13 protein-coding genes are annotated in these 20,685 nt (G+C 32.1%); 12 read left to right on the forward strand and 1 reads right to left on the reverse strand.

What is annotated here, in order from left to right; all coding sequences use genetic code 11:
• Positions 1-50: 50 nt before the first annotated feature.
• Positions 51-1,061 (reverse strand): 3-oxoacyl-ACP synthase III family protein, encoded by a 1,011-nt coding sequence (locus DFQ10_RS15875; RefSeq protein ID WP_115818420.1) that lies wholly within the window; start codon positions 1,059-1,061, stop codon positions 51-53.
• A gap of 171 nt (positions 1,062-1,232) precedes the next feature.
• Here DFQ10_RS15875 and htpG point away from each other — a divergent pair, with 171 nt between their 5' ends.
• The 12 genes from htpG to DFQ10_RS15935 all read left to right on the forward strand — a co-directional run bounded on the left by htpG (position 1,233) and on the right by DFQ10_RS15935 (position 20,684).
• The gene (htpG, locus tag DFQ10_RS15880; protein ID WP_115818421.1) at positions 1,233-3,143 is read left to right on the forward strand and encodes a molecular chaperone HtpG; all 1,911 of its coding nucleotides are present in this window, start codon (positions 1,233-1,235) and stop codon (positions 3,141-3,143) included.
• 197 nt (positions 3,144-3,340) lie between these two features.
• Positions 3,341-4,675, forward strand: a complete 1,335-nt coding sequence (locus DFQ10_RS15885) for a hypothetical protein (protein ID WP_115818422.1) — start codon at positions 3,341-3,343, stop codon at positions 4,673-4,675.
• Positions 4,676-4,831: 156 nt separating this feature from the next.
• On the forward strand, positions 4,832-6,487 hold the full coding sequence (locus DFQ10_RS15890; protein WP_115818423.1) for a serine hydrolase: 1,656 nt from the start codon (positions 4,832-4,834) through the stop codon (positions 6,485-6,487).
• 83 nt (positions 6,488-6,570) lie between these two features.
• On the forward strand, positions 6,571-7,305 hold the full coding sequence (locus DFQ10_RS15895; protein ID WP_115818424.1) for a Tim44 domain-containing protein: 735 nt from the start codon (positions 6,571-6,573) through the stop codon (positions 7,303-7,305).
• A gap of 249 nt (positions 7,306-7,554) precedes the next feature.
• A complete protein-coding gene (locus DFQ10_RS15900) occupies positions 7,555-8,130 on the forward strand; it encodes a Crp/Fnr family transcriptional regulator (RefSeq protein ID WP_181897659.1) in 576 nt (191 codons plus the stop codon).
• A gap of 155 nt (positions 8,131-8,285) precedes the next feature.
• Complete coding sequence (locus tag DFQ10_RS15905; protein WP_115818425.1) at positions 8,286-8,834, forward strand: hypothetical protein; 549 nt, start codon at positions 8,286-8,288, stop codon at positions 8,832-8,834.
• Positions 8,835-9,252: 418 nt separating this feature from the next.
• On the forward strand, positions 9,253-10,140 hold the full coding sequence (locus tag DFQ10_RS15910) for an ABC transporter ATP-binding protein (RefSeq protein WP_115818426.1): 888 nt from the start codon (positions 9,253-9,255) through the stop codon (positions 10,138-10,140).
• 32 nt (positions 10,141-10,172) lie between these two features.
• Complete coding sequence (locus DFQ10_RS15915; protein ID WP_115818427.1) at positions 10,173-13,817, forward strand: ABC transporter permease/M1 family aminopeptidase; 3,645 nt, start codon at positions 10,173-10,175, stop codon at positions 13,815-13,817.
• Positions 13,818-13,887: 70 nt separating this feature from the next.
• Entirely contained in the window at positions 13,888-14,523 is a 636-nt protein-coding gene (locus tag DFQ10_RS15920; protein WP_115818428.1) for an MOSC domain-containing protein, read from the forward strand.
• Between the two features lie 231 nt (positions 14,524-14,754).
• A complete protein-coding gene (locus DFQ10_RS15925; protein WP_115818429.1) occupies positions 14,755-18,207 on the forward strand; it encodes a pyruvate carboxylase in 3,453 nt (1,150 codons plus the stop codon).
• A gap of 202 nt (positions 18,208-18,409) precedes the next feature.
• Positions 18,410-19,366 (forward strand): 23S rRNA (adenine(1618)-N(6))-methyltransferase RlmF, encoded by a 957-nt coding sequence (gene rlmF, locus DFQ10_RS15930; protein WP_115818430.1) that lies wholly within the window; start codon positions 18,410-18,412, stop codon positions 19,364-19,366.
• 82 nt (positions 19,367-19,448) lie between these two features.
• Positions 19,449-20,684, forward strand: a complete 1,236-nt coding sequence (locus DFQ10_RS15935) for a DEAD/DEAH box helicase (protein ID WP_115818431.1) — start codon at positions 19,449-19,451, stop codon at positions 20,682-20,684.
• Position 20,685 lies beyond the last annotated feature (1 nt).

Consider the following 20,685-nt stretch of genomic DNA (forward strand, 5'->3'; position numbering starts at 1 on the left):
GAAAAAAAAAGTAATAAATAATTATAGACTCCCTTTTGTAAAGTGATTAATTACCACTTAATTATCACACTTCCCCAAGTAAATCCACTACCAAAAGCAGCCAATACAACAGTATCTCCCTCTTTAATTTTACCTTCTTCCCATGCTTCAGTTAACGCAATTGGAATTGATGCTGCTGTAGTATTTCCGTACTTCTGTATATTATTAAACACTTGGTCGTCCGATAATTTAAACTTACGTTGAATAAATTGTGAAATACGCAAATTCGCTTGATGCGGAATTAACATATCAATATCATCAACCTGTAAATTATTTTTCATCAAACCTTCCATTATCACTTCGCTAAAACGTACAACTGCATTTTTAAATACAAATTGTCCATTCATATGCGGAAAGTAACTCACATCATCAGGATCGTTATCTGCTAGAATATCGCTTACCCAACGTTTACCCATACCTGGTGCAATCAACACCAATTCTTCAGCATGTTCTCCTTGTGAGTGTAAATGCGTAGATAAAACACCTTTAGAGTTATCTTCTTCTCGGGTTAAAATTGCTGCGCCTGCTCCATCACCAAAAATAACTGTAACACCTCTACCACGCGTGGTTTTATCCATACCATGAGAATGTAATTCACTTCCTATAACAAGAATATTTTTATACATACCTGTTTTAATAAAGTTATCTGCTACAGACATTGCATATACAAAACCAGAACATTGGTTACGTACATCTAAAGCTCCAACCGTTTTTATATCTAATGCATGTTGTACTTGTACACCTGGACCAGGAAAATACATATCTGGACTCAACGTAGCAAAAACGATAAAGTCAATATCATCTTTATCAATACCAGCGCGTTCAATAGCTTGCTTTGCAGCTTTTACTCCCATGCCTGCTGTAGTGTCTTCACTACCCTTTATAGCCCAACGACGCTCTTTTATACCAGTTCGTTCTTGTATCCATTCATCATTGGTATCCATGAATTTAGATAAATCATCATTGGTTACCACATTATCTGGCACGTATTTACCTAAGCCTATTATTTTTGAATTGTACATAATATCTATTTAGTATTGCGAAGTTAATCTTTAAGATACAATTTATTTTTATTAGAATTTATATTCGTTATGCACGCATAGTACTTGTGTCACTTTGTCACATTTTAAGTCTTGGTATTTTATTTGACTATAGATAATCATTCAAATTAATTATACAAAAAACTATATATCATGACAAAAGGAAGTATTAATGTATCGGTAGAGAATATCTTTCCGTTAATTAAAAAGTTCTTATACAGCGATCACGAAATATTTTTACGTGAGCTAATTAGTAATGGTACAGATGCCACACTAAAATTAAAACACCTTACTCAAATTGGTGAATCTAAAGCTGAATACGGAAATCCAATAATTGAAGTAAAGATTGACAAAGAAGGCAAAAAGCTTCATATTATCGATCAAGGTTTAGGTATGACTGCCGAAGAGGTTGAAAAATATATTAACCAAGTCGCTTTTTCTGGTGCAGAAGAATTTTTAGATAAATATAAAGACTCTGCAAAAGATTCAGGAATCATTGGTCACTTTGGTCTTGGTTTCTACTCTGCTTTTATGGTTGCAGAAAAAGTTGAAATTATTACAAAGTCGCATACTGGAGCTGAAGCTGCACATTGGACATGTGATGGTTCACCAGAATTTACATTAGAGCCTTCTGATAAAGCAGATAGAGGAACAGAAATTATTCTTCATATTGCAGAAGATTCTACTGAGTTTTTAGAAGATTCTAGAATCAGTGAGTTATTAAATAAGTATAACAAGTTTATGCCTATTCCAATTAAATTTGGAACTAAGGAAATAGACGATCCAGATTTTACTCCTGCAACAACTACAGATGCAGAAGGAAAAGAAACGACTGAGCCACATAAAAAGATTACTGTAGATAATATTATCAATAATCCAAATCCGGCTTGGACAAAACAGCCAGCTGATTTAGAAGATAAAGATTATAAGGATTTCTACCGAGAATTGTACCCAATGCAATTTGACGAGCCTTTATTCCATATTCACTTAAATGTAGATTATCCGTTCAACTTAACAGGAATTTTATATTTCCCTAAGATGACGAATGATATGAACATGCAAAAGGATAAGATTCAGTTGTACCAAAACCAAGTTTATGTAACTGATAATGTTGAAGGGATTGTACCAGAATTCTTAACCATGTTACGTGGTGTAATTGATTCTCCAGATATTCCGTTAAACGTATCACGTTCGTATTTACAAGCTGACGGAGCTGTGAAGAAAATTTCATCTTACATCACTCGTAAAGTTGCTGATAAGTTGAAATCATTATTCAACGCAAACCGTGAAGATTTTGAAAAGAAATGGGATGATATTAAGATAGTCATTGAATACGGAATGTTATCTGAAGAAAAATTCTTCGAAAAAGCGGATGCCTTCGCCTTATACCCAACTGTTGATGGTAAATTTTATACCTACGAAGAGCTTTTCAACAAAATAAAAGCTACTCAAACGGATAAAGATGGTAAGTTAGTTATTCTTTATGCTTCTAATAAAGACCAACAGCACAGTTACATTGAAGCTGCAAAAGCTAAGGGTTATGAAGTATTATTATTAGACTCTCCTATTGTATCTCATTTAATTCAGAAATTAGAATCAACTAAAGAGAATATTTCTTTTGCTAGAGTTGATGGTGATCATATTGATAATTTAATCAAGAAAGACGAAACTGCAATTTCTAAATTAACAGAAGAGCAACAAACAGAATTAGATACTCTTTTAAAAGAAGTAATACCTTCTGAAAAGTTCGCTGTACAATTAGAAGCTATGGATAGTGATTCTTCTCCATTTATTATTACGCAACCAGAGTTTATGCGTAGAATGAAAGAGATGCAACAAACTGGTGGTGGCGGAATGCACATGTTTGGTAATATGCCAGAGATGTACAACCTCATCGTTAATACTAATTCTCCTTTGGTTAGTGAAATTTTAGAAACTAAAACCAAGAAGAAACAAGAACGTTTAATTACGCAAAGTTTAGATTTAGCACGTTTATCTCAAGGCCTTTTAAAAGGTGAAGAGTTAACCAACTTTATTAAGCGTAGTTATGAATTATTAAAGTAAGTAGATTTTTGTCTCATATTTTTTTAAAATATGAATAACAAAAACGTGCTTTCAAAAATAATCAGCGCAGCTAAATGATTAAGTAACATATTTTTGCGAAAGCAGAAATCTCATTAATATTCAAAACCACTTTGTTAATTCAAAGTGGTTTTTTATTTACATAAATTCACTAATTTGCTCAAAAACTCACAAGATATATGCAAGAGCCAAAGTCTTCAAAATCATTTAAAGAATGGTTAGATCATCTACAACAAGAAAGTTGGCAGCTAGAGCTTGTTATTTCTGGTTTTTCAATTTTTGGTTTAATCTCCGTTTTTGAACCTCTGAGTTATCAATTTAGTTTAGCTCAAAATCTTGGCAATACCATAAAGGCTAATTTAATTATGATTACTCTAGCCTCTTGTTCTATTCTTTCTTTAAATCTTATTATTCATGTTATTCTTAGAGGCTTATGGATTGGTGCCCTTGGTTTGCGCTATGTCTCTGGAGACATTGATTTTGATACGCTAAATTATTACTCAAAATTCGATAAATTTTTAAGAAAACGCATTGGCTCTTTCGATAAGTTTATAGAAAAACTAGAAAACTATTGTAGTATTATTTTCGCTACATCCTTTCTGATGATCTTTTATTTTTTAGCATTTTTCATATGTACGTTATTGTTTGCCCTTTTAATTAAATTTATCACTACTTCATTCGATGCAGAAACTATAGCCTTAAAAATCTTAGGTATTGTTTTAATTGTAATATTTCTAATATCCATCCTACTTACCTTAATAGATTTTGCAACACTGGGTTATTTAAAAAAGAAAAAATGGCTCGCTATTATATATTATCCTTTTTATAGATTTATTAGTCTTATTACTTTATCCTTTTTATACAGAAGCTTGGTCTATAATTTTCTGGATAACAAATTAGGTAGGCGAATAAGTTTTATTTTGTTTCCCTTATACATCTCAGTTGCCGTATTCTCTGCTGTAAAATTTGAGAGTTCTAATTACTTCTTTAATGAGAATGCATCTTCTTTTTCGCAAACTAAACCATCGCATTATGAAAATTTAATTGAAGAAAACAAAGCGTTTGTTGATCTTGCATCAATACCATCAAAAATTATAACAACGCCTTATCTACCTATTTTTATAGAGTTTGATGATGACATAGAAGATAATATCGTTAGTTTTAATAAAGATTTAGAGATTGAAGAAGAAACTAGAGGACTCAATATAAACTTTATTAGCGACACAGATAAAAACAAGAGTTTTGATAGTTTAATTAAAAATTTGCAACCCATATATTTAAAAACGCTTGAGTCTTTTTTTACCATAACAATTGACACTTCAAAATATAAAGATGTTGAGTACACCTTTACTAAAAATAGATTTAAGCAAACAGGTTTTGAGACTGTAATTAAAATTACTCCACTTAAAGAAGGTAAGCATTTACTAAGTATTGACAAGCATATTAATCGTAAAGACTCGCTAATTAAAGTTAGCCATGTCAAAATTCCTTTTTGGTACTATAAAAATGATTAATTATTCAATTTATAATATTATTTCTTTAAATGTTTGGTCCTTACTATAAGGATACATTGAAACACTAAAAACCACTTAGTCAAAAGCTTAGTGTTTTTTTTTTGTAACTTATGGACACAATTATCGTCTTACAATTATAATCAATCAAAACCCATTATGAAAACGTTCTATTCCTCTGCTCTATTTCTAATGAGCATTCTATTTACAACAACCATTTTAGCTCAAAATCAAAACCAACAATTTGATGACATTGTAGCTCAACATTACAATAATGCAGATGCACCAGGAGCAACTATTTTAATTGCAAAAAACGGAAAAACTATTTACAGAAAAGCTGTTGGTAAATCTAGTCTAGAACTAGATGTAGATATGGCACCAGAGAATGTATTTATGCTTGCCTCTATCACCAAACAATTTACAGCTGTAGCTATTCTAATGTTAGAAGAGCAAGGCAAATTGAGTTTAAATGATCCTATTACTAAGTTTATTCCAGATTATCCTACACATGGAAAAACCATCACAGTGCACCATTTGTTAAATCATACGTCTGGTATAAAAAGTTATACAGGTATAGGTAACTTAGTAGATGTTGCTAGAAATGATAAAACATTAGATGAATTAATAGATTATTTTAAAGATGAACCTATGGATTTCGATCCTGGTGAAGAATTTAGATATAACAATTCTGGCTATGTGCTACTTGGTAAAATAATAGAAGTACTATCTGGTGACACCTACGAAAACTATATTGAAAAGCATATGTTTGACCGTCTAGACATGAAGAGTTCAAGCTATGGTAATAACAGAGAATTAGTTATAAACAGAGTTGAAGCATACGAAGAAGAAGACTCTGGTTATGTCAATGCAAGCTACTTGAGTATGACATTACCTCATGCTGCAGGTGCACTAACCTCAACCATTGACGATATGTTAAAATGGCAAAATGCTCTAACAAATAATACCTTAATAAAATCCACTTCTTTAGACAAAGCTATTAATGGTTCTAAACTTAATAATGGAGAACATATTCCTTATGGCTATGGCCTCGGAGAAATGAACCTCAAAGGCTCAAAAGGTTACACGCATAGTGGAGGTATTTTTGGAACATCTACAAATGGTATTTATCTAATTGATGAAGATGTCTATGTGGTAGGTTTAAGTAATTGCAGTTGTAATGATATAGGTGCGGTAACAAGAAATCTTGCTGCTACAGCCATAGGAAAACCGTTTCCAACAATGAAAGATGTGATAACGCTTTCTGAAGACAAAATGAAACAATGGGTTGGTGCATATGAATTTGAAGATGGAGCAATTAGACATATTTTTATTAAAGATGGCCAATTAAAAAGTATGCGAGAGTCTGAAACCAATACTATTTTTGAAATTTTTCCATTATCAGAAAACCGCTTTATGTTTAAAGATAGTGGGACTGAATACATGTTTTCAAAGACTGCTGACGGAAAACGTCAAGCTATATTTACGGCTAACAAAGAAAGCATAGGTAAGGAAGTTAATAAACCAATGCCAGAAGCTCGAAAAGAGATCACACTTTCTAATACTGTTTTAAAACCATATGCCGGAAAATATGAATTAGCACCTAATTTCCATGTTGAAGTTACAATAGAAGACAATCAAATTTTTACACAAGCCACTGGCCAAGGAAAATTTGAAATTTTTGCAGAAAATGAATCTACGTTTTTCGCAAAAGTGACTCCACTTAAAGTAACGTTTAATAAAAATGCTTCAGGCAAAGTAGAAAGTTTTACGTTATACCAAGGAGGACAAGAAACCGTTGCTAAAAAAGTTGAATAACGTTTTTTACTTTGAATTATAATCTAAACCACTTTGTTAATTCAAAGTGGTTTTTTATTTTTAGAAAACGAAACTTATCGCTTATGAAACCGCAACATAAAAAAATACTCTTAACCATACTCATTATTGGATTCTTGTTTTATATAGATCCTGTTTATGCCGGACCAGGTGGAACCATAGCCAAAGGTCTATTTAAAACTTGGTGGGGAAAATTAATATTGTTCGCATTGTTTATTGTACTATTCCCATTAATCGTTTATACGTATACTGTAGAGTTTTTTGCAATTAAAAAATCTAAAAAACAGCTTAATCAATTAGGATTAAGAAACAAAGATTTTATGTGGTTGAACCTCGAAAAAAATGTGAAAAACATTTTTACACGTGTCTATCTCGCATGGGAAAGAGAAGATATGGCAGAAGTTTCTGAGTATGTAAATCATTGGTATAGACAAAACCAACAAGCGGTTTACTTAGATAAATGGAAGCAAGAGAATCTTAAAAATGTATGTAAATTAGATAAAATTAATAGTATAAAACCACTTTATATAGAAATAACAAATGATGAAAATTTAGAAGGCTCTAAAATCGCTTTTGTAATTACAGCAACTATTAAAGATTATTTAAAAGACAGAACAACAAATCAAATTGTTGAAGGAAAAAATGAATTTGGAGACGAAGAAAAAATCTGGATTTTAGAATACACAAATGGAAAATGGCTCCTCGACGATATTAGGGAAGGTAAATTTAGTTTGGCTTTTGCTAAACTAAAAAACGTAGTTCCAGAACTTCAACTTAATCAAGGTGTAACCATAAAATAAATATTTAACAACCATACTTCAGGCAAAGTAGAAAGTTTTACTCAAGACCAAATAGGAGAAGAAACCGTTGCAAAAAAATTGAATAAGATGTATTGCACTTAATTATAATCTAAACCACTTTGTTAGTTCAAAGTGGTTTTTTTCTTATAGAAAAAAGCAGATAAACAGATATAAAACTATAGCATCGACTTTATCATTTATGCTCAACTATTTTACGTAATTTAAAGATTATTAACTAATTCACTTTAATTGCAATCAGATAATTCTGTTATAAAAATAATCTTTAAAGATCTTAACTTCACAAAAGCTGAAATAAAGATTATTGAATCACATTTTCATAAAATCAATGTAAAAAAAGGAACTATTCTTCTTAATGCAGGTGATCTAGTTGATGTACAATATTATATTCTAGATGGCTGTTTAAGAACTTTTCATATGGATTCTCAAGGCAAAGAACACACCATTCAATTTGGTATTAAAGATTGGTGGGTAAGTGATTTTACAGCATTGCTTGATTCAGATGAGGCAATTTTAACCATTGAAGCTATTCAAGATTCCACGCTTTATAAAATTTCTAAACAGGATATGAATTATTTATATTCTAAAATCCCAAAAATAGATAGTTTCTTTAGATTAAAATTAGAACGTTCATTTGCTGCTTTTCAAAAAAGAATTCTATCATATTTATCTCAAAGTGCAGCAGAACGCTACTTAAATTTTATAAAAACGTATCCTAATATTGAAAAGAGTGTAAAAAACTATCACATAGCGTCTTACTTAGGCATGACGACTGAAAGCCTAAGCAGAATTAGAAAAGAATTATAATTTTTTTACATTTATTACCATACATCAATTTTTTTATTCAATTTAAATTTTATTTTTGTGCCCCTAACAAGGTAGAATATTCCTTATTTTCCCTAAGATTAATAGCTGAAAAGCGCAGGTTTATTTAACCTGCGCTTTTTTATTTATATTAGCTCATGGAAGAAATTAAAATACTATTTTTTGTTATTGGTACTTTTTTTGGAATTCACCAAAGTAACATTATCGCAGAAAAAGCAACAATAACAATAGATCCTGAAGCTAAAACCATTACTGTTTTACAAGAGAATTTAATTTCAATTATTCAGAATGAAAGCGACAGTTTAAAAGTGAAGAGTGAATTAAAAAACATCACCCAACCCAACTATCCTTGGAGTTCAGAATTCGCAAATTATTCAAAAAAAGAGAAATACTTCTTTATTTCTGAAGACACACAAACTCTTAACTTAAAACTGACTCTAACTTACACAACTGCTAATGATTTAAAAGCTTTTGGAATTAATAAAAATAATGATGGTAAGTTCTCTATGACCAACTTTCCTAAGGCTCATACCAAGTCTACAGATGGTGCATTAGGCGAACGTTATTGGAATTTTGAAGCCAACAAACCTTTCACTTTTACTGAAGAACCTTTAACTCAAATGCCTGAGAAATACCAAAAGTTCCAAATGAATTTGTTGCCATTTTGGAAAACTTTAAAGCAATAAATAGAGTTAAAGCTAGAGAATATTACAATAAAAAAGACCATCGAAAGATGGTCTTTTTTATTGTACATGTGCTAATAATTTACAATGTAAATACCAGAAACCATTCCGCTTATATCCGTATTATTTATACTATTTCATAAAGTAAGTTGCTACTGCTCCACTTTATCTGTTACAGAAACTATCTGAACATCTATTCTACTTATAATTAATTCATCAATTGCAATATCTAAAAATGCTAATACGTATTTACAAAAATTAGGCCTTTACAAAAACCTTTTATCTCAGAGTTGTTGTAACTAAAATTAAATTGAAACGTCATATATACATATCAAGATAAAAAGCTAATAGATTATAAATCAAGACATTCTATAATTTTATTATCTTTAACACAATACCAACCAAAAAAACAAACTAAAACATGGAGTTACAAATCAAGAATTTGAGCAAGACGTATTCAAATGGAGTACAAGCTTTAAAAGATGTTACACTAACTATTCCACAAGGTATGTTTGGGCTATTAGGTCCAAATGGTGCAGGAAAATCATCATTAATGAGAACTCTAGCCACTCTACAGCAAGCAGACTCTGGTTCTGTTATGCTAGACGATATTGACGTTTTAAACGACAAGTCTAAAGTCCGAAAAATTCTAGGTTATTTACCACAAGAGTTTGGAGTATATCCCAAAGTAAGTTCATACAACATGTTAAATCATATTGCGTCTTTAAAAGGTGTTTCTAATAAAGGAGAACGAAAAGACTTAGTAGAATCTTTACTCAATAAAACAAATTTATGGCACGTAAGAAATAAAAGTTTAGGTACCTATTCTGGTGGAATGAAACAGCGTTTTGGAATAGCTCAAGCATTAATTGGTGATCCAAGACTTATTATTGTTGATGAACCAACAGCTGGTTTAGATCCTGCTGAACGGGTGCGCTTTCATAATTTGTTAAGTGAAATTGGTGAAAATACCATCGTTATTTTATCTACACATATTGTTGAAGATATTTCTAACTTATGCAATAATATGGCCATTATCTGTTTAGGCGAAGTGGTTGCTAAAGGCAATCCTAGTGTTTTAACTGAAGCTGTAAAAGGTAGAGTTTGGAAAAAAGCCATTGAAAAAGTAGAGCTAGAAAAGTATCAGAATAACATGCAAGTTATTTCTACGCATCTTAAAGCCGGACAAACAATAATTCATGTTTTAAGTGATAATCAACCAGACGCTTCTTTTGATGCTAGTACTGCGAATTTAGAAGACGTTTATTTTGCTGAAATTACATCTCGTATGGAAACTGTTTCTGCATAATTGTTAATTAATCAACTTAAAATCATTCAATTATGTTTAAAGAAATCTTTCTATTCGAAATAAATTACAGATTTAAGCGTCCTGCAACTTGGGCGTATTTTGGAATCCTTGTAATTTTTGGCCTTATTGTTTCCATCGGAGGAAACGGACCTGCCTCAGAAAAAGTGTTTGTAAACTCGCCTGTGGCCATAGCAACCATGCTTTCTACTATAAGTATTTTTGGTATTATGCTCTCTAGTGCCATTATGGGTGTTCCTGTTTATAGAGATATAGAACATAAAACTGAAAATTACTATTTCTCATTTCCTGTTACTGAAAAAGGCTATTTATTAGGACGCTTTTTAGGGTCTATGTCAGTCTTACTTTTAGTAAGTTTAGGATTGCATTTAGGTTTAATTATAGGATTTGCTATAGGCCCTTTTGCTGGCTATGTAGAACCCGATCGTTTTACGGATTTTAATTTTTGGCATTATTTACAACCAACATTAACCTTGTACTGGACTAATTTTTTCTTTGCAGGCTGTATCTTTTTTGCGTTAGTAAGTCTTACCAAAAAAGTAATGTTAGCTTATGCTGGTGGTGCCATTCTTTTTATCACTTATTTAATTACACTAACCTTAACTCAAGACCTTGAAAATACCGATTTAGTAAGTCTATTAGATCCTTTTGGATTAGGTACATACAGTAATGTTATCAGGTATTGGACTCCCGAAGAACAAAATTCTTTAACCGTCCCATTTAGCGGAATGCTAGTATGGAACCGCTTAATATGGGTTGGGATTGGATTACTTGCACTTCTCTATACGTTATTTAAATTCGATTTTATAAAATTCTTAAACAAGAACTATACTTCTAAAAAGAAAGACGACAATTTAGATATGCCAAAGGCATCAGCTGCGTTAACTAAAATTCCAAGCGTATCACAAGTCTTTTCAAATAGCTTAAACCTAAAATTATTATTTGGTTTGGCTTATATGGAATTTAAAAATATTATTAGAGATAACTTCTTTAAAGCGATACTTATAGCTGCTGTATTATTCCTGTTTTTCGATGCTTGGTTTGGCTTTCCTATATACGGAACTCCGTCATTACCTCTCACCTACTACATGCTAGAGGTCAAAGATTTTACCTATATCATACTTATATTTATTCTTATTGTATTTATGACTGGCGAAGTATTGCATCGCGAACGTAATGTTAATTACGATCAAATCTTTGGATCCTTACCGTTACCAAATAGAATTGTATATGGTTCTAAGTTTTTGGCACTTGTTATGGTAAGTTTCGTCTTAGTAAATATGATTTTGGTTAGTGGTGTTTTAAATCAAATTATTAAAGGTTATTTTAATTTTGAATTTGATAAATACTTCACTGATTTATACCTTATTGAATTCCCAAAGTATATCATCTTTATCATGTTAGCCTTTTTTGTACATTCTTTAGTTACAAAAAAGTTTATGGGACACGTGATTGCCATCGCTATCTGGGTGTTACTTTTTGGATTAAACAGTTTAGCCGATGTAAATAACAACTTATACTTGTACAGTTACGCTCCAAGTTATACCATTTCAGATATGAACGGATTCGGTCATTTCGGAGAAGCACTATTATGGTTTAGAACCTATTGGTTAGCTTGTGGAGGAGTACTAACAGTAATTGGCTATTTATTTTGGAAACGTGGTACAGATTCTGGTCGAAAAGCAAGATGGCAACTCGCTAAAGAACGCTTAAATATTAGAACTATCGGAACGCTTATCATTTTATTAGCTGTATTTATTGGCTCTGGTGCATTTATAAATTATAACACCAAAACAATCAATAATTATAGATCTGTAGAAGCTAGTACCATAGGTTCTGCAGATTACGAAAAGCAACTTGGTAAATATGATAAAATAGCACAACCTAAGGTCATAGATGTTAAGGTTTTTGCCGATTTAGTACCCGAAGAGCGTTCAGCCACCATTAAGACTAATTATGTTATGGTGAATAAAACAAATGAAGTTATAGATTCATTACATCTTAATTGGGGAGCGGAAGGCTTGTTAAAAAAGGAAATAAAAACGTTTACTCTAGATGGCAAATCACCAAAATTGGGTAAACGCTATGATGATTATGGTTACGAAATTTATGCCTTTGATAAACCAATGCAACCCAATGACACTATTACCTTAGAATTAGAAGTTGCTGCATCCTATAAAGGATTTCCTAATGAAGGAACAGGTTCTGATATCGTTTATAATGGAACTTTTTTAAACAACAATTTCTTTCCTTCGTTTGGTTATAACTCACAAAGTGAATTAACAAGTGATCAAGATCGAAAAAAGTATAATCTACCAATAAAAGATTATCAACAACCAGTACAAACAGATCCTTGGGGAACCAGTAATTTCCTATTTAATGACGATGCAGATTATGTCACTTTCGAAGGAACTGTGAGTACTGCACCTAATCAAATTGCAATAATGCCAGGTCAATTACAAAAAGAATGGGAAGAAAATGGACGTAAATATTACCACTATAAAATGAGTGGAGAACTCGATTTTTTCTATAATATTTCTTCAGCTGAATATGAAGTACATCGAGAAGTTTGGACAGGTAAATCTGGAGAAAAAGTGAATATTGAAATTTTCCATCATCCAACACATACCTATAATCTTGATCGTTTTGTAAAAGGAGTAAAACATTCTATGGATTATTTTTCTGAAAATTATGGACCATACCAATACCGCCAAATGCGCATCTTAGAGTTTCCAAGATACTCAACATTTGCACAGTCATTTCCTAATACAGTGCCTTTTGCAGAGAGTTTTGGTTGGGTGGGTGATTTTAGTGACCCTAACGATTTAGACTATGTGTATACTGTGACTGCTCATGAAGTTGCTCACCAGTGGTGGGGACATCAAATTAGTCCTTCTGCAACTCGTGGTGCAAATCAAATTTCAGAATCTATGGCTGAGTATTCATCACTAATGGTAATGAAAAAAGAATATGGAGTCGATGCAATGCAAAAATTCTTAAAAGAAGAATTAGACCTCTACTTAAGGGGTAGAGCTAACGAAAGTAAATTTGAAAAAACACTTTTAGACAATGATAATCAGACTTATGTTTGGTATAGAAAAGGTGGCTTAATTTTATATGGTCTTCAAGATTTAATTGGTGAGGACAATTTAAATAGAGGTTTTAAAGCTTATACCGAAGCTGCTAAATTTAGACAAAACGCTCCATTTACAACAACTACAGAATGGTACAATTATATGAAATCTGTAACACCAGATTCTTTAAAATATTATTTAGAAGATAGTTTTGAAAACATAACCTTATACTCTAATAAAGTTACCGAAGCCACTTATAAAAAACTAGCTGACAATAAATATGAAGTAACATTTAGTGTAGAAAGTAGCAAGAATTATTTTGACGGCACAGGTAAGTTACTAAAAGAAGGAACCAAAGCCAATTTATTAGAAATTGCCGTTTTTGATAATGACATTGAAAATGCTCAAGGTATGACAATTAAATCTCCGCTAATGATAGAGCGGGTATGGGTAAAGCCAGGAAAATCCTCTTATACTTATATTACAAACAAATTACCAATAAAAGCAGGTATCGATCCTTACAACAAAATGATAGACCGAATTCCTGATGATAATTTAATTTCTATAGAAGAGCTAACAGATTAAATAGTATAAATACAATACATTTTTAAAAACCACTTTAGATAATCTAAGGTGTTTTTTTTATTTTTATAGAATGAAAATCATCTCAACCAATATTGCGCAACCAACAACTATTATTTGGCAAGGAAAAGAAGTTACCACTGGCATTTATAAAAAGCCAACTGACGTCCCTATATATTTAGGAAAAGAAGCCGTAAGAGGTGATGAAGTTTCAGATAGAAAAGTGCATGGTGGAGAATTTAAAGCCTGTTATTTATTCTCGGCCAACCACTATCCTCATTGGCAAGCGCTATATCCTAATTTAGATTGGACTTATGGTATGCTTGGAGAAAACATAACTATTGAAGGATTAGACGAAAAACAACTCTACATTGGTGATATTTATAAACTAGGAAACGCTTTAGTGCAAATTACCCAACCCAGAGAACCTTGTTTTAAATTTGCTTATAAATTTGAAAACAAAGACGTTTTACAACAATTTATAGACCATGGCCATTCTGGCACATATGTTAGAGTTTTAGGGGAAGGCAATGTAAAAACGGGAGATACATTTAAATTGATAGAACACGCAAAAGATAGTGTCTCTATTTTTCATTTTTTCGAATTATTATATGCTGAAGATAAAAACAAAACTCATATAAAATTACTACTTCATAATGATGCGTTACCGCTACGCATAAGAAAACGCTTGAACTTTTTTCTACGTTAAATCATTCAAAATCGCATCCCATTTACTCATCGGATTTTTTTGAAAAAAGCTACAGATTATAGATTTTCTCATACTGCACAAAAAATATACAAACACTTAAAATACAGATTATTAATAAATAATCTAACTTTTACGAAAACGTTATCGTAACTCTTTTATATATTTGAAAAATATTACAAGAATATCGTTAACTAAAATTCAATTCAACAATTTCTACATAACCAATAAATCATGAAAATTAAAAAAATTCTTGTTGCCAACCGAAGTGAAATTGCTATTAGAGTTCTGAGAGCTTGTGCAGAACTTAACATTTCTACTGTTGCCATTTACACCTATGAAGATCGTTATTCGCAGCATAGAAATAAAGCTGATGAATCGTATCAAATTGGTGAAGATAATGACCCTCTAAAACCTTATTTAGATATTGAAGAAATTGTGGCTTTAGCAAAAGAAAAAAATGTAGATGCCATACATCCTGGTTACGGTTTCTTATCTGAAAATTCAGAATTTGCGAGACGTTGTGCAGAGAATGATATTATTTTTATTGGTCCAGACCCAGAAGTTATGGATGCTTTAGGAGATAAAATTACAGCTAAAAAGATCGCAGTAAAATGTAATGTTCCTATAATTAAAAGTAACAAAAAAAGCCTTACATCATTAAAAATTGCTGTTTCTGAAGCTAATACTATTGGCTATCCATTAATGTTAAAAGCGGCATCTGGAGGTGGTGGACGTGGTATGCGTGTGGTTAGAAATGATAAAGATTTAGAACAAAATTTTGATTCGGCTAAAAATGAAGCTTTAAACGCTTTTGGTGATGATACCATGTTTTTAGAAAAGTACGTCGAAAACCCAAAACACATTGAAGTACAAATTGTTGCCGACAGACATGGCAATATTAGACATTTATATGAGCGTGATTGTTCTGTACAACGTCGCCATCAAAAAGTTGTTGAAGTTGCACCATCTTATAATGTATCTGACAAAGTAAAAGAAGCCCTATATAATTATGCTATTGCTATCACTTCTGAAGTGAATTATAACAATATCGGAACCGTTGAGTTTTTAGTAGATCAACAAGATAACATCTACTTTATTGAAGTCAATCCACGTATTCAAGTAGAGCATACGGTAACAGAAATGGTGACTGGAATTGACTTGGTAAAAACACAAATTTTTATTGCTGGTGGTTATAAATTATCTGATCAACAAATAAAAATATACGAACAAGACTCTATAAAAACCTACGGATTTGCGCTACAATGTAGATTAACAACTGAAGATCCTGAAAATAATTTCACACCAGATTACGGAAACATCACAACTTACCGAAGTGCATCAGGAATGGGTATTCGTTTAGATGCTGGTAGTATTTATCAAGGTTATAATGTGAGTCCGTTTTTTGATTCTATGCTTGTAAAAGTATCTGCTCACGGCAGAACATTAGATGGAGCCGTTAGAAAAATGACACGAGCCTTAAAAGAATTTAGAATAAGAGGTGTAAAAACTAACATTCATTTTCTTCAAAATGTCATTAAACATGAAACCTTTAGAGACGGAAAAGTAACGGTTAATTTTATTGAAAACACTCCTGCCCTATTCGAAATAAAATTACCACAAGACCGAACATCTAAAGCGGTTAACTTTCTAGCTGAAGTTATTGTTAATGGAAATTCAGATGTTAAAAATATTGATGCCACTAAAATATTTAGAAACGCTAAAGTCCCAAAATATAACCGTTCTGATGCGTATCCTAAGGGCACTAAAGATTTACTAACCGAACTTGGTCCTGAAGCCTTTTGCCAATGGCTAAAGGAAGACAAAAAGATACATTACACTGATACTACTATGCGAGATGCACATCAGTCACTGTTGGCAACGCGTATGCGAAGCTACGACATGTTAAAAGTCGCAGAAAGTTTTGCAAAAAACCATTCTAACACCTTTAGTATGGAAGTTTGGGGAGGAGCAACTTTTGATGTTTGCTTACGCTTTCTACACGAAAGTCCTTGGACACGATTAAGAGAATTACGCAAAGCTGTGCCAAACATTCTATTTCAAATGTTATTGCGTGGCTCTAATGCTGTGGGTTACAAAGCGTATCCGGATAATTTGATTGAAAAATTTGTTGAGAAATCTTGGGAAAATGGTGTTGATATTTTTAGAATTTTTGATTCTCTAAATTGGGTTAAAGCTATGGAGCCAAGTATTAACTATGTACGCAACAAAACTGGAGGTATTGCTCAAGCTGCTATTAGTTACACTGGTGACATATTAGATCCTAAGCAAACCAAATACAATCTAAAATACTATACACAACTTGCCAAAGATTTAGAGAATGCAGGAGCGCATATGATAGCTATAAAAGATATGGCAGGTTTATTAAAACCTTATGCTGCTACAGAATTGGTTTCTGCACTTAAGGACACCGTAAATATTCCTATTCATTTACACACACATGACACCTCTTCATTACAAACTACAACCTATTTAAAAGCTATTGAAGCTGGAGTTGATGTTGTAGATGTTGCACTTGGAGGCCTTTCTGGGCTTACATCACAACCCAATTTTAACTCTGTTATTGAAATGATGAAAGGACAAGAGCGTGCACACGATTTTAATATGAATTCATTAAATCAATTTTCAAACTTCTGGGAAGACACACGCGAAATGTATTACCCTTTTGAATCGGGTTTAAAAGCAGGAACTGCAGAAGTCTATCAGCATGAAATTCCAGGAGGTCAATATTCAAATTTAAGACCTCAAGCCATTGCTTTAGGTTTAGGAGACCGTTTTGATGATGTAAAGAAAATGTATGCGCAAGTCAATACTATGTTTGGTAACTTAATTAAAGTTACTCCAAGCTCTAAAGTCGTTGGTGACATGGCTATTTTTATGGTGACCAATAATTTAACTCCTGAAGATGTAATGGAACGTGGTGAAACGATTTCGTTTCCAGAATCGGTAATCAATTTCTTTAAAGGGGATTTAGGACAACCAACAGGAGGCTTTCCTAAAAAACTTCAAAAAATTATATTAAAAAATAAAGAACCTTATACAGACCGACCAAACGCGCACTTAAAACCTGTTGATTTCACTAAAGAATTTGCGGCTTTTAAAAAGAAATTTCAGCAAGGCTTTACAAGAGCTATTGAAATGGAAGATTTTCTTTCTTATATGTTATATCCAAAAGTATTTGAAAAAGCACACGAAAACTATAAACTATACGGAAATATAGCACTTATACCAACTAAAGATTTCTTTTTTGGTATGAAACTTCAAGAAGAAACCAACATTACGCTTGAACCAGGAAAAACGATTATTGTAAAATTACTTTCGGTAAGTATCCCTAATGACGAAGGTATAAGAACTGTATTCTTTAAAGTAAATGGTGAAAACCGTTTTGTTGAAATTTTTGATACATCTCTAAACATTAAAAAAGTTGAAAATATAAAAATTGATTCTGAAGACGCTAACCAAATTGGAGCACCTTTACAAGGCTCATTATACAAGGTTTTAGTAAAAAAAGGAACGACTGTCAAAGAAAACGATCCACTATTTGTAATTGAAGCCATGAAAATGGAAACCACAGTAACAGCACACAAAGCTGGTAAAATAAAATCGGTGACTTTAGCTGAAGGTAGTATGGTGAAACAAAATGATTTGGTAGTTACTATGGAATAATTTTTAAGGACAAAATATTAAAGATTTTATAGTGCCCGTTTTATTTTGTAGGATTATAGCTTATTTTGTTGTGTTAATTCGTGAAATTTACTTCGAAATATCTAATAGGGATAGTAATGTTACTACTCATAGTATTGATAGGTTTTAATAGTTATTAACCAATTAGTTTTACATTACCTTTGCCTCATTAAATTTTTAAGCATTGGAAAAGAAAAAACCGCATCCTCAAATAAAATCAGAACTTCACCCAAGAAGTCAACATAGATCACGATATAATTTTGATGCGCTTATAAAAAGTTCGCCAGAGTTAGGTACTTATGTGGCACCAAATAAATATGGAGATGATTCTATCGATTTTTTTAATCCAAAAGCTGTAAAGGCTTTAAATAAGGCTTTATTAATTCATCATTATGGATTAGATTATTGGGATATTCCTGAGCATTATTTGTGTCCTCCAATTCCTGGTCGTGCAGATTACATTCATAACATTGCAGATCTATTAAAAGGAGATGGTACTGTTATTCCTAAGGGCAATCATATTAAAGGCTTAGATATTGGAGTTGGTGCCAATTGTATTTACCCAGTTATTGGTCAGCATGAATATGGTTGGTCTTTTATTGGCAGTGATACTGATGAAACAGCTATAAAATCTGCAAAAAACATAGAGCAAAAAAATTATAAGTTAAGATCAACTCTAGAAATTAGACGCCAAGAGATTGCAAACAACTTTTTTTATGGGATTTTAAAACCCGAAGAAAAGGTTGATTTCACCATTTGTAATCCACCGTTTCATGCCTCTGCAGAAGAAGCTCAAAAAGCAAGTTTAAAGAAACAGAAAAATCTAAAAGGCAAAAGACCTAATAAAGCGCTTTTAAATTTTGGTGGACAGCAAAACGAATTATGGACCAAAGGTGGTGAAGCACGTTTTGTAAAAGACATGATTTACGAAAGCAAGCATTTTGGACAACAATGCTTTTGGTTTACAAGTTTAATTTCGAAAGAAGTAACTCTAAAACCAACTTATAAAGTTTTAGACAAAGTTAATGCCACTGCTGTAAAAACTATTGAAATGGGACAAGGTCATAAAATCAGTAGATTTATCGCTTGGACGTTTTTAACAGAGCAAGAACAAAACGATTGGATAAAAGAACGTTGGTAATCAAAATCACGCCAACTAACTAAAAGATAATTTTAAAGATGGAATTAACTAATATTCTACCTTTGTAAAAAATACAAAACACATGTCATTTAAAGACTTACATCTTATAAAACCCTTACTAAAAGCTGTTGAAGCTTCTGGTTACGCAGAACCTACTTTGGTACAACAACGTTCTATTCCGCTTGTATTAGAAGGCAAAGATGTTATTGTATCTGCACAAACTGGTACTGGTAAAACGGCAGCATTTGCGTTACCTATTTTGCAAAAACTTTACGATAAGCAAGATGCACCAAAGAAAGGCAAAAAAATAAGAGCTTTAATTGTAAGCCCAACAAGAGAATTAGCCGTACAGATTCAGCAGAATTTTAAAACCTATGCAGAGTTTACAAATTTAACGTCTTTAGTGGTTTTTGGAGGCACTTCTATTGAACCACAAATTGATGTGCTAAAAAAAGGAGTTGATATTTTAGTTGCTACTCCTGGTAGACTTCTCGATTTACACAAACAAGATTATATAAATCTAGATTATATTGAAACTCTAGTCCTAGATGAAGCCGATTTAATGCTAGACATGGGTTTCATTGATGACATAAAAAAGATTGAACGTCTTTGCCCAAAAGAGAAACAAAGCTTATTATTCTCTGCAACGATTCCTTTTAAAATTGAAGATTTAGCTAATACTATACTTAAAGATCCTGAACGCATAGACGTTACTCCAACAAAATCTGTGGCTAAAGACGTAAGCCAAATGTTGTATTACGTACCTAAGCAAAGTAAAATTGAATTGTGTCTACATTTATTAAGAAACACCATTGAAGGTAACGTTCTTATTTTTAGACGTACCAAATACGGAGTAGATAAACTTGAAGAAACACTTTTAAAGAATGGCTTTTCTGTAAATAGTATACATGGAGACAAGCCTCAAAGTGAACGTCAAACCGCGCTTAATAAATTTAAAAACGGTTATGTAAAAGTTTTAATTGCAACAGACGTTGCTGCTCGTGGTATTGACATTAACGAATTAGATAACGTTTTAAATTTTGATATGCCAAATGTACCGGAAACTTACGTTCATAGAATAGGAAGAACAGGTAGAGCTGGTAAAACAGGTAAAGCATATGCTATGTGTTCTGCTGATGAAAAAAATTATGTAAAAACGATTCAGAATGCTATAAATGTTCAAATTCCAGTTGAAACAGAGCATCCTTATCCTTTAGATCCAAAAGCCAAACCTATTGTGCATAAAAAGCAAGGTAGCAAATATAAAAAAGGACGTAAAAGTGAAGCTTCTAAGAAGAAGAAAAAACGATGGTATTAGA

Origin of the sequence: Winogradskyella eximia, from assembly GCF_003386165.1 — a bacterium.
GTDB classification, from domain to species: domain Bacteria; phylum Bacteroidota; class Bacteroidia; order Flavobacteriales; family Flavobacteriaceae; genus Winogradskyella; species Winogradskyella eximia.

What these genes read in the sequence shown, in the direction of transcription:
- DFQ10_RS15890 (WP_115818423.1), top strand. Translation starts at nt 4,832, where the DNA reads ATGAAAACGTTCTATTCCTCTGCTCTATTTCTAATGAGCATTCTATTT.
- DFQ10_RS15895 (WP_115818424.1), top strand. Translation starts at nt 6,571, where the DNA reads ATGAAACCGCAACATAAAAAAATACTCTTAACCATACTCATTATTGGA.
- DFQ10_RS15915 (WP_115818427.1), top strand. Translation starts at nt 10,173, where the DNA reads ATGTTTAAAGAAATCTTTCTATTCGAAATAAATTACAGATTTAAGCGT.
- htpG (WP_115818421.1), top strand. Translation starts at nt 1,233, where the DNA reads ATGACAAAAGGAAGTATTAATGTATCGGTAGAGAATATCTTTCCGTTA.
- DFQ10_RS15875 (WP_115818420.1), bottom strand. Translation starts at nt 1,061, where the DNA reads ATGTACAATTCAAAAATAATAGGCTTAGGTAAATACGTGCCAGATAAT.
- DFQ10_RS15910 (WP_115818426.1), top strand. Translation starts at nt 9,253, where the DNA reads ATGGAGTTACAAATCAAGAATTTGAGCAAGACGTATTCAAATGGAGTA.
- DFQ10_RS15935 (WP_115818431.1), top strand. Translation starts at nt 19,449, where the DNA reads ATGTCATTTAAAGACTTACATCTTATAAAACCCTTACTAAAAGCTGTT.
- DFQ10_RS15925 (WP_115818429.1), top strand. Translation starts at nt 14,755, where the DNA reads ATGAAAATTAAAAAAATTCTTGTTGCCAACCGAAGTGAAATTGCTATT.
- DFQ10_RS15885 (WP_115818422.1), top strand. Translation starts at nt 3,341, where the DNA reads ATGCAAGAGCCAAAGTCTTCAAAATCATTTAAAGAATGGTTAGATCAT.
- DFQ10_RS15920 (WP_115818428.1), top strand. Translation starts at nt 13,888, where the DNA reads ATGAAAATCATCTCAACCAATATTGCGCAACCAACAACTATTATTTGG.
- DFQ10_RS15905 (WP_115818425.1), top strand. Translation starts at nt 8,286, where the DNA reads ATGGAAGAAATTAAAATACTATTTTTTGTTATTGGTACTTTTTTTGGA.